Origin of the sequence: Thermodesulfovibrio sp. 1176, from assembly GCF_029946585.1 — a bacterium.
Lineage (GTDB): Bacteria > Nitrospirota > Thermodesulfovibrionia > Thermodesulfovibrionales > Thermodesulfovibrionaceae > Thermodesulfovibrio.
This window is the reverse complement of sequence record NZ_JARZRZ010000004.1, coordinates 53,160-69,596: the sequence shown is the minus strand read 5'-3', so window position 1 is coordinate 69,596 and position 16,437 is coordinate 53,160. Positions and strand designations below refer to the sequence as shown.

The 16,437-nt window shown below is 33.0% G+C and carries 10 protein-coding genes, 1 tRNA gene, 1 pseudogene and 1 riboswitch; of the genes and pseudogenes, 6 read left to right on the top strand and 6 right to left on the bottom strand.

The features are described 5' to 3' along the window. Positions 1–199: 199 nt before the first annotated feature. Both QI155_RS08075 and QI155_RS08070 read right to left on the bottom strand, forming a co-directional pair. Positions 200–3,277 (bottom strand): efflux RND transporter permease subunit, encoded by a 3,078-nt coding sequence (locus QI155_RS08075; protein ID WP_068861202.1) that lies wholly within the window; start codon positions 3,275–3,277, stop codon positions 200–202. Beyond that, a complete protein-coding gene (locus QI155_RS08070; protein ID WP_068861201.1) occupies positions 3,278–4,366 on the bottom strand; it encodes an efflux RND transporter periplasmic adaptor subunit in 1,089 nt (362 codons plus the stop codon). Between the two features lie 113 nt (positions 4,367–4,479). Between QI155_RS08070 and QI155_RS08065 the strand changes: the two genes are divergently transcribed. The 3 genes from QI155_RS08065 to QI155_RS08055 are packed head-to-tail and all read left to right on the top strand — an operon-like array spanning position 4,480 to position 7,172. Continuing rightward, positions 4,480–5,511, top strand: coding sequence for a zinc-dependent dehydrogenase (locus QI155_RS08065; RefSeq protein ID WP_068861200.1), 1,032 nt, complete (start codon positions 4,480–4,482; stop codon positions 5,509–5,511). An 18-nt stretch (positions 5,512–5,529) separates the two neighbouring features. Beyond that, positions 5,530–6,339 (top strand): metal-dependent hydrolase, encoded by an 810-nt coding sequence (locus QI155_RS08060; protein ID WP_281321409.1) that lies wholly within the window; start codon positions 5,530–5,532, stop codon positions 6,337–6,339. 23 nt (positions 6,340–6,362) lie between these two features. Continuing rightward, complete coding sequence (locus QI155_RS08055) at positions 6,363–7,172, top strand: DUF169 domain-containing protein (protein ID WP_281321408.1); 810 nt, start codon at positions 6,363–6,365, stop codon at positions 7,170–7,172. A gap of 32 nt (positions 7,173–7,204) precedes the next feature. Here the strand turns inward: QI155_RS08055 and QI155_RS08050 are convergent. Continuing rightward, positions 7,205–7,276 (bottom strand) — tRNA-Val (locus QI155_RS08050). 187 nt (positions 7,277–7,463) lie between these two features. Further along, positions 7,464–7,727 (bottom strand): integrase core domain-containing protein, encoded by a 264-nt coding sequence (locus QI155_RS08045; RefSeq protein WP_281321407.1) that lies wholly within the window; start codon positions 7,725–7,727, stop codon positions 7,464–7,466. Between the two features lie 125 nt (positions 7,728–7,852). Here QI155_RS08045 and QI155_RS08040 point away from each other — a divergent pair. After that, a pseudogene (locus QI155_RS08040) lies at positions 7,853–9,031 on the top strand (IS256 family transposase). A gap of 170 nt (positions 9,032–9,201) precedes the next feature. Here the strand turns inward: QI155_RS08040 and QI155_RS08035 are convergent. After that, a complete protein-coding gene (locus tag QI155_RS08035) occupies positions 9,202–9,426 on the bottom strand; it encodes a hypothetical protein (RefSeq protein WP_281321406.1) in 225 nt (74 codons plus the stop codon). A 336-nt stretch (positions 9,427–9,762) separates the two neighbouring features. Here QI155_RS08035 and QI155_RS08030 point away from each other — a divergent pair, with 336 nt between their 5' ends. After that, on the top strand, positions 9,763–11,697 hold the full coding sequence (locus QI155_RS08030) for a hypothetical protein (protein ID WP_068861197.1): 1,935 nt from the start codon (positions 9,763–9,765) through the stop codon (positions 11,695–11,697). Between the two features lie 47 nt (positions 11,698–11,744). Here the strand turns inward: QI155_RS08030 and QI155_RS08025 are convergent, their stop codons facing one another. Beyond that, complete coding sequence (locus tag QI155_RS08025; RefSeq protein WP_281321405.1) at positions 11,745–14,108, bottom strand: hypothetical protein; 2,364 nt, start codon at positions 14,106–14,108, stop codon at positions 11,745–11,747. A gap of 127 nt (positions 14,109–14,235) precedes the next feature. After that, positions 14,236–14,446: riboswitch (cobalamin riboswitch) on the top strand. Between the two features lie 32 nt (positions 14,447–14,478). On the opposite strand from QI155_RS08025, the gene QI155_RS08020 reads away from it, so the two are divergent. Next, positions 14,479–16,437, top strand: a complete 1,959-nt coding sequence (locus tag QI155_RS08020; protein WP_281321404.1) for a TonB-dependent receptor — start codon at positions 14,479–14,481, stop codon at positions 16,435–16,437.

Genomic DNA, 16,437 nt, shown 5'->3' with positions numbered 1-16,437 from the left:
TGTATCTCTTTTTTTAGAGGTGTAATTGTCAAAGAAGAGACATTAAATTTAAAAAAAACAGATGAGATAATAAGTAAGATTATTATTAATATTAATAATTTTTTTTTCAAAGGTAAACCTCAAAAATATTTTATTAACAATTCTAATTTTATTTGCCACTGTTGGTCAACAAATGATATAGAAAAATATCTAAAATTATTTAATTTTTCTTAGAAAACCATGTCTGAAGCTTATCCATATAAAGATAAAATACAGGGGTTACAAAAAGGGTGAGCATCTGCGAGAAAAGTAATCCACCAACAACTGCAAGTCCAAGGGGCTGACGAACTTCTCCACCTGCACCAATTCCAAGAGCAATTGGTAGTGCCCCAAAAAGTGCTGCAGCAGTTGTCATCATAATGGGACGAAATCTTATAAGACAAGCGCTGTAAATAGCTTCCTGTGGCTTCATACCTTCGTTTCTCTGAGCATGAAGGGCAAAGTCTATCATCATAATTCCATTTTTCTTCACAAGTCCAATTAACATGATAATTCCAACAAAGGAATAAATGTTTAATTCGACTCCAAAAATTAGCAATGTCACCAAAGCTCCAAATCCTGCAAAAGGAAGAGCAGAAAGAATTGTAAGAGGATGAATAAAGCTCTCATAAAGAATTCCTAATACTAAATAGACAACAAAAACTGCTACAATAAGCAAAAACCACAATCCCTGAAAAGACTCTTTAAATGCCTGTGCAGCACCCTGAAATCCTGTCATTATAGTATCTGGCAAAGTTGACTTTGTAATTTTCTGAATCTCTGTTACAGCTTCACCAAGAGATACTCCTGGTTTAAGATTGAACGAAATTGTTACAGATGGAAGTTGACCTGTATGATTAACTGTAAGGGGACCCAAACTCTGAGTTATCGTTGCAACAGTATTAAGGGGAACAAGTTCTCCTCTTGAAGATCGAATATAAAGCATTGAAAGTGCTGAAGGGTCCTTTTGATACTCAGGTTTTAACTCAAGTATGACCTGATACTGATTATTTGGAGCATAAATTGTGGAAATCCATTTACTTCCAAAGGCTCCCCAGAGGGCGTTTTCTATCTGCTCAGCTGTAACACCAAGAGATTCAGCTTTCAATCGGTCAATTTCTACATTTAGCTGGGGTGTTTTTATCTGCAAATTTGATGAAACATCTTGAATAAATGGAAGCTGTTTCATTTTTTCTTCCATGATTTGAGCATAATAATAAAGCTCCTTTAAATCGCTCCCTGATAGAGTGAACTGATATAAAGCCTTTGTCAAAGTTCCACCGATTCGGATTGTTGGCGGGTTTTGTGGATAAACTTTAAGTCCCGGAATTGAATTAAGCTTTGGTCTTAGTTGTTCAATTAATTGATCCACATGAGGTCTTTCAGAACGAGATTGTAAATGTATAAACATTCTTGCATTATTTGGAGCAGGGCTGGCTGGACCTGGTCCAACAGATGTCATAAAACTCTTAACTGAAGGCTCTTTTAAAACAAGTTCTGCTAATTGAAGCTGATGCCTTACCATTTCATCAAAGGATATGTCTTCTGAGGCTTCTGTTATTATAAAAATCTGATTTTTATCTTCACTTGGCAGAAAACCTGTGGGTATTTTAATAAAAATATAGATTGTAATAATCAAAACAGCTAAAGAACCAATTATGATTAATCTGTGATGCTTTAAAGACCAGCTTAAACTTACTTTATATACATTAATCATCCATTCAAAGCCCTTCTCTAAGGCAAGATAGAGTCTACCATGTTTTTTCTCTTCAACCTTTAAAAACCTACTGCACATCATTGGTGTGAGCGTCAAAGAAACCAATCCTGAAATTAATATAGCAACTGAGATTGTTACAGCAAACTCTTTAAAAAGTCTTCCAACAATTCCACCCATAAAAAGAACAGGAATGAAAACAGCAACAAGAGAAAGAGTCATGGAAAGAATAGTAAACCATATCTCCTTTGAACCATTTAAAGCTGCCTCAAAGGGTTTTTCTCCTCTTTCAATGTGCCTTACGATGTTTTCAAGCATAACTATCGCATCATCAACTAAAAATCCAATTGAAAGAGTAAGTGCCATAAGAGAGAGATTATCAAGGCTATATCCAAGAAGATACATAACAGCAAAAGTTCCAATTATTGAAATTGGAAGGGCAGCAGAGGGAATTACAGTTGCTGAAAGCCTCCTTAAAAATAAAAAAATTACAAGTACTACCAGAAAAACAGTAAAAAGAAGGGTAAACTGAACATCTCTAACAGATTCTCTTATTGATTGAGAACGGTCATAGAGTAGATGAAGAGAAACACTTGCTGGCATCTGTTTTTTCAGTTCATCCACCTTCTTTTTTACATCATCCGCTACCTGAACTGTATTTGTTCCCGGTTGACGATAAACTGCTACAACCATTGCTCTTTGAAGTTTTTCCCCGCTTCCATACCACGCAGCCAATTTATCATTCTCAACGTTGTCAATAGCTTCACCGATGTCTTTGATTTTTACTGGAGAGCCTTCTTTACTTTTTACAATCAATTCATTATAATGGGAGGCATTTAAAAGTTGACCCGTTGCTTCAATTGTAAAGGCTTGATAATTTCCATAAAGAGTTCCTGTTGGAAGCTCAACATTACCCTTTTTAATTGCCTGTTCAACCTCATCAATTCCTATTCCCTTGCTTGCTATTGCCTGAGGGTCAATTCTTACTCTTACTGCATACTTTTGTGCACCAAATATCTGAACCTGTGCCACTCCGTTTACCATTGAGATATTCTGAGCTAAAAGAGTGTCTGCATACTCATGAAGTTTGTAAAGGGGCATTGCAAGAGAAGTTATAGCAAAATAAACAATGGGCATATCAGCAGGGTTTACTTTATTATATGTTGGAGGAGTTGGCATATTTGAAGGTAGTTGTCTTGCCGCTCTTGCTATTGCTGTCTGAACATCTTGAGCTGCTGCATCTATATCTCTGTTTAAGTCAAATTCAAGAGTTATCTGAGTTACACCTTTAGCATTAACAGAATTCATTGATTTTAATCCAGAGATTGTTGAAAACTCTCTTTCAAGGGGGGTTGCCACTGCTGATGCCATTGTTTCAGGAGATGCTCCTGGAAGGTTTGCAGTAACAAGTATTGTAGGAAAGTCAACATTTGGTAGCTCAGCTATTGGAAGAAAACGATATCCGACTAACCCGAAAACAACAATGGCAATCATTAAAAGAGTTGTCATTACAGGTCGCTGGATGAAAATTTGAGAGAAGTTCATTTACTTTTTAATCTCCACTTTGGCATTAGGTGTAAGCTTTAGTTGTCCATCAACAACTACAATTTCTCCCTGAGAAAGCCCCTTTTCAATTGTTACTTCATCGCCAAATCTTAATCCTGGGGTAACCTCTCTCATTTGAGCAGTTTTGTCTTCTTTTATAACCCATACATATTGACCCTTTTGCCCTGTTTGAAGTGCCCTATATGGAATTATCACAGCATTTTTCTTAACTCCAAGAGTTAAAACTACATTAACAAACTGTCCTGGCCAAAGCATTTTATCTTTATTAGGGAACTCAGCCTTAAGCTTTACTGTTCCTGTTGCTACATCAACGGCATTATCAATAAATACAACCCTACCCTCTGCAGTATAGTTTGAATCAATACCTTTAACAACAACTTCTGTTTTTAGGGACCCCTGAGACATAGCCTTTTTAATTCTAAAAAGTTCCTGTTCTGGAACTGAAAAACGAGCAAGTATTGGAACAATTTGATTTATCACGGCAATCTGTGTATCATTTGCCTTTATCATATTTCCTGGATGAACAAGAAGGGAGCCAATTTTACCATCAATGGGAGAATAAATATAACAATAACTGAGTTGTAACCTTGCATTATCCAGGATTGCCTGATCCGCTTTTACTGTTGCTTTAAGAGATTCATAGGTAGTTCTTATTTTTTCATACTGTTGCCTTGATACAAGTTCTTCCTTTAGGAGTTCATCATATCTTTCAAGATCAGCCCTTGCAAAATCAAGCTGAGCTTTATCTCTCAATAAATTTGCTTCAGCCTGTCTCACAGCCTCTTCAAAGGGTCTTGGATCAATAACAAAAAGAAGCTGTCCCTTTTTTACTTCATCTCCCTCTTTAAAATTTGCTTTAATAAGCTGACCTTCAACTCTTGATTTGATTGTAACTGAGGAGTAAGCCTCTACATTTCCAATGGCTGTTATCTGAACTGGAACATCCTTTAAAACCGTTTCTGCTACAACAACAGGAACTGGAGGCATTTGCTTTTGCTTGGGAGATTTTGAACAGGAAAAAATAAAAAATAAACAAAAAACCAATGAAATTATTTTATATATATTCATTTTACCCCCTTACTATATCAGCATGTAAGCACTTACTAAAATAAAAGAAAAATGTTTTTTTTGTCAATTAACTCTTGATTTTATTATTGACCATATTATATAAAATTATACCAATGAAAGTAGCCAAACTATATAAATTCAATAACATTAGAATCGAAGAAATTCCAGTCCCTCAAATAGGTAAAAGAGATGCCCTTGTAAAAGTCAAAGTTTGTGGCATATGCTCTGGAGATGTTATGCCATGGTATATAGAGAAAAAAGCTCCCCTTGTATTAGGGCATGAAATTTCGGGTGAAATAATTAAAATTGGCGATGAAATAAAAGAAAAAATTAATCTTAAAGAAGGTGACAGAGTATCAGTTCATCACCATGCACCATGTATGGAGTGTTTTTATTGTCAAAGAGGAGACCATGTTCAATGTCAAACATGGAAGGAGTCAAAAATATTTCCAGGTGGAATAGCTGAGTACATTTTACTACCTGAAGTTATTCTTAAAAATGACACCCTCAAGCTTCCTGACAATGTATCTTTTGAAGAAGGAGCAATGGTAGAACCAGTTGCTTGTGTCGTAAAATCTCTTAAAAGAGCAAACATAAAAAAAGGTGATACCATTCTTGTAATTGGACTCGGTGTTATGGGGCAAATACATGTAATGCTTGCAAAGGAATTTGGTGCAGGAAAAGTAATTGGTGCTGATATGGTTGATTTTCGATTAAAAAAAGCACTTGAATCTGGAGCTGATTTTGTTATTGATGTAAGCAAAGAAAATATTCTTGAAAAATTAAAGGAATATACCAAAGGAGTAATGGCACATTCAGTTATCGTAGGACCAGGAGATGTTAAAATTATTGAAAAATCTTTAAGTCTGCTTTCAAAGGGAGGTACTTTATTGATATTTACACCTACCCCACCTGAGCAAATTTTATCTCTTTCGGTTAATGAAATATATTTTAATGATATTACCATTACTACAAGTTATTCCTGCGGTCCTGATGATACTAAGAAAGCACTTGAATTTATATCCAATGGAAAAATAAATTTCAATATTCTCATTACTCATCGATTTAAAATAGAAGAAACAGCAAAAGCCTATGAGATTACAGCTAAAGCTCAAAATTCTTTAAAATGCATTATAAATTTTTAAATTAAGGAGGTCAGTCACATGAAAAAAATGGTCTTGTTACTATTTTTTATTATCTGTTTTATACCTGTTTTAGTTTTCGGTTCAACTGAAATTGTATGGTATGGCCATTCAGCCTTCAAAATTAAAACTCCTAATGAAAAAATTCTTTTGATTGACCCTTGGATAACAAATCCACTTAATAAGGAAAGCAAAAAACACATTGATGAACTTACAAAGGTAGATTTAATTTTTTTAACCCATGCTCATGGTGATCATATTGGTAATTCAGTTGATATAGCTAAAAAAACAGGAGCAAAACTTGTAGCAACCTATGATTTAGGAAAAGCTATGGTCATATATGGAGGATATCCAGAAGCGCAGTTCGGATATGAAACTACTGGAAATTTTGGTGGAGAGATTGTATTACTTGATGGTGAATTAAAAGTTCTATTTGTTCCCGCAGTTCATAGTTCTGGATTTGAAATTCAAAATACTCCTAAAGGATTATCCTACGGTGGAAATCCCGGAGGATTTATTATTTCTATTAAAAATGGACCCATTATTTATCATACTGGAGATACGGATTTATTTGAAGACATGAAAATAATAGCTTCTCTTTATAAGGTTGATATAATGATGGTATGCATAGGAGATAAATTTACAATGGGACCCAAAAGAGCAGCAATTGCCACAAAATGGATTAATCCAAAAATAGTGATTCCCATGCATTTTGGAACTTTTCCTATTTTGACAGGTACCTTTGAAGATTTTCAAAAGGAAATTCTGAATCAAAATGTTAAAAGCAAAATATTGAAGATGAATATTGGTGAAGTATATAAATTCAAATAAATCTATTTTAATGGAGATTTTAAATGGAAAGTAAAATAGCTAAAGCTTTAGGAATGGAATTTCATCCAGTTGCCATAATATGGTCAAATGAAAAACCGACCAATGCGTTGCAATTTAAAGAAGGCAAATGGGGCTGTGTGATGTGGATGTTTGCTAATACGGCAAAAGGTAAAACATCAGTTTTTGATAGAAGCACTTACGGATGTTGGGGAGGGGGAGTAGGGTTAGGATTTGGGAATGCTTATTTAAATTTCCCAGGTAGTATCGAATGTTTTTACTATTTTCTTTCTAATGGCAATAAAAATTGGGAACAGGGAAGAAAAATAACCGAACAGATAAAACCTTTCGCAACAAAAGAATTTGTTGATGATTTTTATGAAGGCGAAAGATATCTACGGACACCAAAACAGGTTAAAAAGTTTGTTGAACAAATGCCGATCATCGATGTTTCTTTTGAGTATGTAATTTTAAAACCTCTTAAAGAGGTTGATATCAATAAAGATCACCCAGAAATTATAGTATTTCCTGTAAACCCTCACCAACTCTCAGCATTGATAATACTTGCTAATTATGGGCGAGAAACTTTTGACAATGTGATAATTCCGTGGGCAGCAGGATGTCAAACAATAGGAATTTTTGCATATAAAGAAGCAAGGTCTAATCCACCAAGGGCTGTTATTGGGCTTACTGATATATCAGCCAGAAAAAATATAAGAAAGCAATTAGGAGATAATTTATTTACCTTTACTGTGTCATTTAATATGTTTATGGAAATGGAAAACTATGTTGAAGAAAGCTTTTTACAAAGACCAACATGGAAAACTCTTCTATAATTTTGCCATGTTTATAACCCTTGATTTTAAAATAGGCGCGGAGGGGATCGAACCCACGACCTCTTCCGCGTCAAGGAAGCGCTCTCCCACTGAGCTACGCGCCTGAAGTTATTGAATTATAAACATTCTCAATCTCCTCTGTCAACCCTTCGACAGTACTACGTGGTTAAAATATAGAAATGTCACACATAATTACTAAATTAAAAACTTCCAACATCAAATTGATATGGCTATTCTCTGTACTGCACCCCAATTTTGTGGACACTTTTTAGTGTTTCAATTTGTAGAGGTCTATGCAACATTTCTTTCCCTCTCAATGTAGTATTTTAACTCAAATTCCTCAGGAGATAGATACCCCAAACTACTGTGAACATAAAACCTATTGTAATCATTCATTATCCACTTCCTTATACATTCTCTGGCTTCTTCAAAACTCCCAAACTCATTAAGCCATATCAGTTCTTCTTTGATTGTCCGCATTACCCTTTCTGTATCTGCATTTCCTTTGGGATTATCATAGGAGGTAAATATCTGTTCAATTCCAAGCAATGCCATCTCCCTCATGAAGGATGTTGAAGTTGGCTGACTGCCCCATTGTGGGAGTATAATAAGAATTGTGTCTATTAATGGCTTGTTTGGGTAGTGGATAAAGTAAGGCTCAAATAGGATAACATAGGAAGATGAAAAAAAGAAAATTAAAAAAGGAGGAAATGGAAAAAATGGGAGATTTGAATTTAGAAAAGGTTTTAGATGAAATTTCAAAGATTGACTCAAGAGAAGGTATAAAAACAATAGCAGCATTACTTTTAAATGAACTCATGAAAAAAGAAAGGGAAATCTATTTAAGGGAAAGTATAGACAATAAAGCAAATGGCTATTATGAAAGACAACTTGCCAGTTTTTTAGGGAATTTAGGTATTTCAGTTCCCGGAGACAGGAAATCAGAATTTCGTCCTGCAATACTACCTTCCGACTGAAAGAAAGCTGATGAAAGTTTTCAGGAATTTATTCTGAATTTAGTGCTTCAAAGCTATTCACCGAATAAAATAAAGGCATTGCTACAGTCAATGAATCTTCCCTATTCAGCAGAGCAGATAGAAGAGATAAAAGAGGATTTATATAACAAAGCAAAGGAATTAAAGACAAAAGAATTACCATCTGATATGTTTGCCCTGTTTATAGATGCCTATCATACTCAGATAAAAGATGAAGAGACAAACAGGATAAAAAAGGCAGTTGTATACAACATAGTGGGAATAGATATGGAGGGGAGAAAAAGTCTGGTTTCCTATTATATTTATTTTGGCTCAGAAAGTAAAGAAGACTGGTTACAGATACTGAATGATTTAATAAAGAGGGGACTTAAAAGAGTAATGGTTATAGTATCAGATGATTTTCCTGGGTTAAGTCATGCAATAAAAAATCTTTTTCCTCAGACAGACCATCAACTTTGTTTTCTTCATATGCAGAGGAACATTAAGAAAAATATGTCTAAACAGGATGCAAAGCAGTTTTATGAAGAATTAACCTTAATAAAAAGGATTGAAGATTATGAAAAAGCAGTAATGAAATTTGAAGAACTATGTAAAGGCTATGAAAAGAAATATCCAGAGGCAGTGAGGAAATACATTTACACAACGAATGTAGTAGAAAACATAAACAGCAGGATAGAGCTCATAAGGGCGAACACAGGTGGATATTTTCAATCAATAAAGACAGCGGAGGTGGCAATATATGTAACAGTAAACAGGATAGAGAAGAATAAATGGAAAGAACCGCTTCCTTTGGTTAAATCTGCTTTATATGAATTGAAACAAATGTTTGTGAAAAAATTTTATGGACAGACACAATTCTCTTGACAAGTGTCGTCTTAGGGTTGAAAAGTTTCCCCTCAAAAAATTGCTTCCCATACTCTGCTATATGGGTTGAATCTACTTTATCTGTCCCTTCGACTTCACTCAGGACAATCTTTACCCTGCTTATCTTGGCTTCAATAAAATTTTTCATTGAATAGAGATGGATAATCTCTCTAAGCTAAATACTCTGCCAATGGTAAATGATATACCCCTGTGTGTTCCATTAGTATTAATACCTCTGACTTTTCTAAATTCCTAATGTAAGATTTAATCTTTTTTTCAAATTCCTCAGGTTTAGAGGCAATCTTAAAGGTTTCTCTCTTGTCATGAAAAATTACTGTAGTTGTGAAATAATCTTTGGATACATCAACTCCAAAATAAATTTTGTAATTATTCATATGCCCTCCAGAGATATTGATTTTTTGAGAGGACTTCCTTTAACCTATCATCGTGGGTTTTATACAGGGTTTTAACCCTAATGTTCCCGTCCAGGTTCATTAGATCGGAAGGACAGACAAAAACATTCCGAACGGTCTCTAAGGACCAATGACAATTCACTTAGTCTGTCCTTCCATTTCTCTCTCATTATTAGATTATACCCCATATCCATAATATACGATGACATAATCAGGTTTTTTCTATCGGCAATTTTTGGGTAAAAATATATGGTTGCAGTTTTTAAATTTTTCAGGTATACTTGAAAAATCAAAAAAATAAGATAAATAAACTCGAACATGAAAATTAAAAAATTTTTAATAATTCTTTCAATATCCTTTTTTTCTTTATTTTTTATAACCTTTGCCCAATCTCAATCTGATATTGAGCAGAAATTGAGACAAATAGAACAGCAAATGCAGGATAATACAAACCTTAATGACATTATGCAGAAATACAAAGAGGTTATTGATATTATTGACAAAGTAAATATAGAAGAAAGCTGGGTTACAGGTATGCAGAATATATCTGCAAAACCAGCAGATACTCCTGAAAAAGAAATAAAGAGACGCAGGGAAATAATAAACAACCAATACAAAAATGCAAAATATTTACTTGATAAGCATTCTCCACAAGAGAATCAAAATCCACAAATTGCTGAAGCTATAGCAGTTGAAGGATATATATTAGTAAACGGTGGTGAAAGAGAAATTTGGTATAACAATCAGTTAAAGACTGATATCTTGTATAACATCAAAGAAACTTTTACAGGAAATCTTATTGTATTTCATACTTATAACATTAAAAAAGGAAAATTTGAAAATGAAAAAGATTATGAGATTGATTCGATATCAACAGATATAAAATTACAGACTCTTGCTGGAAGAACATGCACCAAATGGAGTCCTGGTACACCTACAGTATGTTTAAGTTATGCTAATTTTATAAATTATGAGATTGACAGAGGTGAATATTTCCCTAATTTTTACGCAGGCGTTGTAAATATTACATCTGACGAGATTGGACATCTGAAAATAGAAGCAAATACTCCCAAAATCACTTTCTACGCCATAGATGGTATTAATAAAATAGGAGCACAGACAGGATGTTTTGGGGCTGAATGGACAATTAGCAAAAAAGAATTTGAAAATTTGATAAAAAATGGAACTCTAATTCTTAAAAAAGATATTGGAAAAAAATCTCAGGCTACACCAGGATGTATGATAGGTTCAACAATGATGCTTTATATTAAAATCAAAAGGGAGGAACCCGAAGAATGCAAAAATATTAAAAATATAAAAATTGAAATTATAAAACCTGCTAATAAAAACAAATATTTATATTCTGATGATGGAGATACAGGAAGACTAATTTTAGAACTTGAAGCAAAAGTAACACCGACTAAATACGAAAACCTTATAGAGTGGGAAATTCCAGAAATGGAAGGTTCATACAGGATTATTCAGCCTTCTTCTGGTTCATTTAATCCAAAAGGGCCAAGAGCAGAGGTAATGTATAAAGGATTACCACCTAATGTTGAAGCCTTTGGCAGACAGAAAGTTAAAGCCCGCATTAAAATTGATGGTTGCACATTAGAGGATACAAAAGAGGTTATGATTTTTTATCCTCGTGATGCAAAAAACAATCCAGAAGGTAAATATCCTAACTGGTTTTATTACTGGAAACAAACTCCATCTGCCATTCCTTTTGGACAGAATGTTAACATCGAGTTTGGAGGAACAGAATTTGATTTATGCACAGGTGAACATGTAATGGCAATTTTTAAGCCTGATTATCTATTCAAAACAATACATGTATGTAATCTCACAGAAAAAGCAGATAAAGATTTTAAAATTACAATTCCTCTTGTAAACAGAAATGTTCCCTCAACTCTTACAGAGAAAAAACTCGTTACATATACTCACATTGATACTTTTGCAGTTATAATCATGCATGAATTTACTCATTTTAACCATTACCATACATGGTGGAGAGGAAAAACTCCACAGAAGATATCACAGGAAGACAAAGATGGTGATGGTGTACCAGATAGATTAGAATCTGCTATGGGTTTTGATCCTGCGAAGTTTCAAACTTACTGGGGTGATGATGAAGATTTTAAAAATATTAATGGTGATGAAGAATTTCTTGCCTATGAATCAACCTACGATTATCCAATAGGTAAATATGATAATTATGACTGGGGAAAACCTGGTAAAAACTGGAATGATTAACGTAAATATACTAAAAAATCATATAGTTTTCTATTTTTGTTTTTTCTCTATTTTGCTTTACTTGGAGCGGGTTTAAAATAAGATTGATTTAGTTTAAATTTAATTCCATGATTTCGCTCACCCCAATAGCTTGTATCTCCTATAGATGTGATTTCTTCATCTTCACTTCCTGATTTAGTTCCAATAAAAGTTCTTGTTGCAGGATCATAACATAATTCAACCTTTTCCCATATTCCCTTTGCAAAATCAAGAGTATTTTTAAATTCAAGTGTTCCGATCTTATACCTTTGTAATACTTCAATACTTATTGGTATTTTCTTATAGGATAAAAGAGGAATTTCAAAAATTTGATCTTCATATTCACCTATTGCATTACCCCAAATTCCGTCTCTATTATAATCTTTTAGTAATTTTGTATAGCTTTGTCCGTCAATATTCACGCTAAGATAATAATCTACAGGTTCAATATATAATTTTTCATTTTTTGGAGCATATGGAGTAATTCCATAAATTTTATCAATTTTTAGCCATAATCTATGGTCTTTTTCTGCATAAATTTTTTTGTTTATAATTTTATTGAACATTGCAGAGCTTGGAATTCTTAATCCATCAAAACTATAAAACTCTATCTCAAATTTTTTTGAGCCTATTAGATAATCAATTTCTCCCCATACATATAAATTTCCTGATAGAAGTGTCATATCATTTGTCCCATTAACAGAAAACAAAAAATATGAGTAGTTTTCTGCTTTTGATGATTGCATAAACTTTAATTCAGCACTTAAATCTAAGATATCCCTAATGAGAATAATTTCTCCGCCGATACCAGCTGAAACTATTTCATAACTTGCTCCCAATTCTCCGTATGTTTTTAGTTCAACAAATGGAGTGATTCCAATTTTAGTCTCTGGTGGGCTCAAATTAAGAAGACCATAAGCATCAATCTTTGCTATTCCTTTAAAACCTATTTCTCCTTTTATGTTAATGGGACCAACTGGAAATTCAAACTCTGTATTCCATCCAATATTTCTCTTAAAAAGTTCTTTTTCATAAAACTGATTTAAATTGTATTCTACATTTTTCCATTCTGGAAAAGGTGTTAAAGTTAAATAGGTTACTTTAATTTTGGTTCTATCTATTTTATCAATTTTTAAAATATCTTCAATTTTTTCACCAAAAAGCATTATATTAGCACGGAAAAAAGGATTAATATTTAAATCATTTTGTTGTCCCGAAATATTTAAGAATGAAACAAGTTTCACCCCAAAGTCTTCATTACCAAAGGATTCATCACATTTCCATTCCCAGTTAAAGGGTACAGAGTCCTTTGGTCTACCAGATAATTCTGATTTACCCTCTGAATAACCCTCACAAGTAACCTGAGAAGGTAAGGGAATTGTAACTTTCTTTAAAAAATCCTTTGATATCATTTCCTTTTGCAGTTTAAAATGTTCTCTTGGATATATATATTTGATTTTTATAGGTTTGTTATCTCTCAGACTGTAACCTAATTTGTTCAGACCCTCTTCTATCTCATTTACTTCCTTCAAAAATTTTTGAAAATCTACTGTTTTAGTTTTTCTTGTAATTAAAGGCTTGTCATTAAACCATATTGTCTTTTCCTTTAAAATAATCACTTCTTTACCATCTTTATCTTTTGTGACAAATCTGGCGAATTCATCAGGCTGAAAACCAATAAATTTTATCGGAGGAAGTTTTTCCATTAAAAATTTTTCTTGAGGTATTCGCAGAACCCTACCCTTTTTTAATATACCTTCAGGAATCTTCGATACTTCAAGGCATTTAGGATGAAAACTCTTTTTGAAATCAGGATGTGGATGACATTCATTCTGTTGTTTATAGTGTTGATTATTGTAGATAGAAAAAGATGCATAAATTGCAGAATCCCTACACTGTAGAGGCTCTTTTGAAACCCATCCCCACACATCAATATATCCTTTTTGTAAATCTTTTTCAGTTACTACAAATCCAATAACTGGAAATCCACTATAATGATAGACAGGAAAAGCTGGGGTTGGTCCGTAATACTCTAAAAGATTAGTCTCATTTTCAGAATATTTGATTCCAATAAGCCTCAAAGACATAGTTTTTGACCATGATTTGACAGCCAAGCCTGATGGTCCTTCAAATGCACAATCATATATTTTTTGGTATTGAATTCCGGGAATTGTTTTTTTCTGTGTAAATCTGATCCTGACTCCAACAGATAATTTTTGTCCCTGATCAGGTTCTTTAGAAAATAAAATATCTTCTATCTCAGCACACCAATATGTTTTTCCTATATCTACCGATTTTATTGTCGGAGGTGTTGTTGTTTTCATCTGGGCATCTAAAAAAGAAGGAAAAACTAAAATAAACATTAGAAATAAATATAAAAATTTTGTTCTCATTGCCTTACTCTCCGTATATATCAATTTTTAAAACATCTTCGACATTAAAAATTTTTCCAATTTTATCAAAATTTTATTGACTTTTCAACAGTAATTTCAATTAGTATGAAAATCCTTAAACTTTAAAATCAAAAATATTTGACTTGATATATAAATTTTTTATATACTTTTTTGGCTGGATTCAAGGGAAGTGAGGTGAGAATCCTCCGCTGCCCCGCAGCCGTGTTGGGAACGAAAGCCCATTAAGCCACTGTCATGGGTAATACCATGATGGGAAGGCGGGCAAGTAGGTGCATTAGCCCTAAGCCGGAAGACCTGTCCAGCTGGAGGCTCTTTGAGCTTCCAATTTCCTCGCGGGAGGGTGAACTTTATGTTTATAGTTTTACTATCTTTAATTTTTTTATTTTCCTTTCAATCAGTTTATGCATCAGAAAATCAGTTCGAAGATATTATAGTTACAGCAACGAGATATGATGAAGAAATTTCCAAAATTCCCTCATTCATCACAGTAATATCAGAAGAAGATATTAAAAATTCAACTGCCCAAACAATCCCTGATATCTTAAAAAAATTTGGTATCCATGTAAGTGATATTACAGGAAATAAAAGATCTTACAATATAGATATTCGAGGCTTTGGAGAAACCTCTCCTTCCAACTTACTCGTTCTTATTGATGGAATGAAAATTAATCAACCAGACCTTAGTGGAACGGACTGGTTATTAATTCCTTTAGAGCGAGTAGAAAAAATAGAGATAATAAGAAGTTCAGCGGGAAGTGTTTTATACGGAGATAATGCAACTGGTGGAGTTATAAACATTATAACAAAAAAAACAGAAAAACTTAATGCAGGAATAACAATTTCAGCTGGTGGTTACGAGACATTCAAGCAGTATGCATACGCAACTGCGGAGTTAAATGCCTTTTCTCTTTATCTTTCAGGTAGTTATTTAAATTCCAATGGATACCGAAGAAACAGCGATATAGAATCTAAAGATTTCGGCTTAAAATTAAATTACTCTATTAACGGTAATATCAATATAAAATTTAATAGTGGATATCACAAGGATAACACAGGTCTTCCAGGTGCATTAAAGGAAAGTGATATTTCTGCTGGTATTTCAAGGAAAGAGTCAACTCATCCAAATGATTTTTCAGAAACAGAAGATTACTATTTAAAGTTAACTCCAGAGATTTATTTTCTGGGAGACAATATATTTAAAATTGACCTTTCTTACAGAAAAAGAGCATGGATATCTTTTGCTTCAGGTGATTGGGGAGATTTTTTAGGTGATAGTGAGATGAAAACTTTTGGAATTCTTCCTCAGTTTATTTTTAAACAAAAGTTTTACTGGGGGAAAAACTCTTTAACAGCAGGCTTTGATTATCAAAAGACAACTAATAAAATCATTAATAATGGAGTATTTTTTGGTTTTCTATTTACCAGTGAATATAAGCTAAGAAAGAAAAATTATGGTTACTATATATATGATGAATTAAATGTTTTAGATAATATATCTATTTCTGCGGGATATAGACATGATAGAGCAGATTTTTACTTTTATCCTTCAAATACTGAAACTGTATCTATGCAAGAAGATATCTATACTGTAGGTGTAAACTATAAATTTTATAAAGAATCTTACGCCTATATCAGCTTTACAAAAAGCTTTAGGTATCCTCTTTTAGATGAACTTTACAGTTTCTATACCAATACTGTCAATACAAAATTAAACCCTCAAAAATCTTATGACTACGAAATGGGCTTGAGATATTACTTTAATGACAATATATACTCTAATATTAACTTCTTCAGAATTTACACCTATGATGAAATATTCTTAAATCCTGTCACTTATAACAATGAAAATCTTGATGGAAAAACAAAAAGAGATGGTATAGAGATTTCTTTAAATGCAAAAATTTTTAGCTGGCTCACAGTATTTACTAACTACTCTTATATTAATGCAAAAATAAAAGGTGGACAATATGAAGGTAAAAATATCCCAAATGTTCCAAAACATAAAGCATCTTTTGGATTAAAATCTGATATTACTAAAGAATTCAGCTTCTATCTTGATTGCATCTATATTGGCAGTCGTCCTTTCATCAGTGATTTTTCAAACAGTTTTGATAAGCAGAAAGGTTATTTAGTTTTTAATACAAAAATAACATATAAAAATAAAAATATAAGAGCATTTTTAGACATAAACAACTTATTTAATAAAAGATATTCAGAATATGGCGTTTTGGGAGGCTTTCCAATTGAAAAAACATATTATCCATCTCCAGGGAGAAACTTTCTTATAGGATTATCGGTTAATTTGTAA

What these genes read in the sequence shown, in the direction of transcription:
- QI155_RS08025 (WP_281321405.1), bottom strand. Translation starts at nt 14,108, where the DNA reads ATGAGAACAAAATTTTTATATTTATTTCTAATGTTTATTTTAGTTTTT.
- QI155_RS08035 (WP_281321406.1), bottom strand. Translation starts at nt 9,426, where the DNA reads ATGAATAATTACAAAATTTATTTTGGAGTTGATGTATCCAAAGATTAT.
- QI155_RS08075 (WP_068861202.1), bottom strand. Translation starts at nt 3,277, where the DNA reads ATGAACTTCTCTCAAATTTTCATCCAGCGACCTGTAATGACAACTCTT.
- QI155_RS08065 (WP_068861200.1), top strand. Translation starts at nt 4,480, where the DNA reads ATGAAAGTAGCCAAACTATATAAATTCAATAACATTAGAATCGAAGAA.
- QI155_RS08055 (WP_281321408.1), top strand. Translation starts at nt 6,363, where the DNA reads ATGGAAAGTAAAATAGCTAAAGCTTTAGGAATGGAATTTCATCCAGTT.
- QI155_RS08030 (WP_068861197.1), top strand. Translation starts at nt 9,763, where the DNA reads ATGAAAATTAAAAAATTTTTAATAATTCTTTCAATATCCTTTTTTTCT.
- QI155_RS08060 (WP_281321409.1), top strand. Translation starts at nt 5,530, where the DNA reads ATGAAAAAAATGGTCTTGTTACTATTTTTTATTATCTGTTTTATACCT.
- QI155_RS08070 (WP_068861201.1), bottom strand. Translation starts at nt 4,366, where the DNA reads ATGAATATATATAAAATAATTTCATTGGTTTTTTGTTTATTTTTTATT.
- QI155_RS08045 (WP_281321407.1), bottom strand. Translation starts at nt 7,727, where the DNA reads ATGGCATTGCTTGGAATTGAACAGATATTTACCTCCTATGATAATCCC.
- QI155_RS08020 (WP_281321404.1), top strand. Translation starts at nt 14,479, where the DNA reads ATGTTTATAGTTTTACTATCTTTAATTTTTTTATTTTCCTTTCAATCA.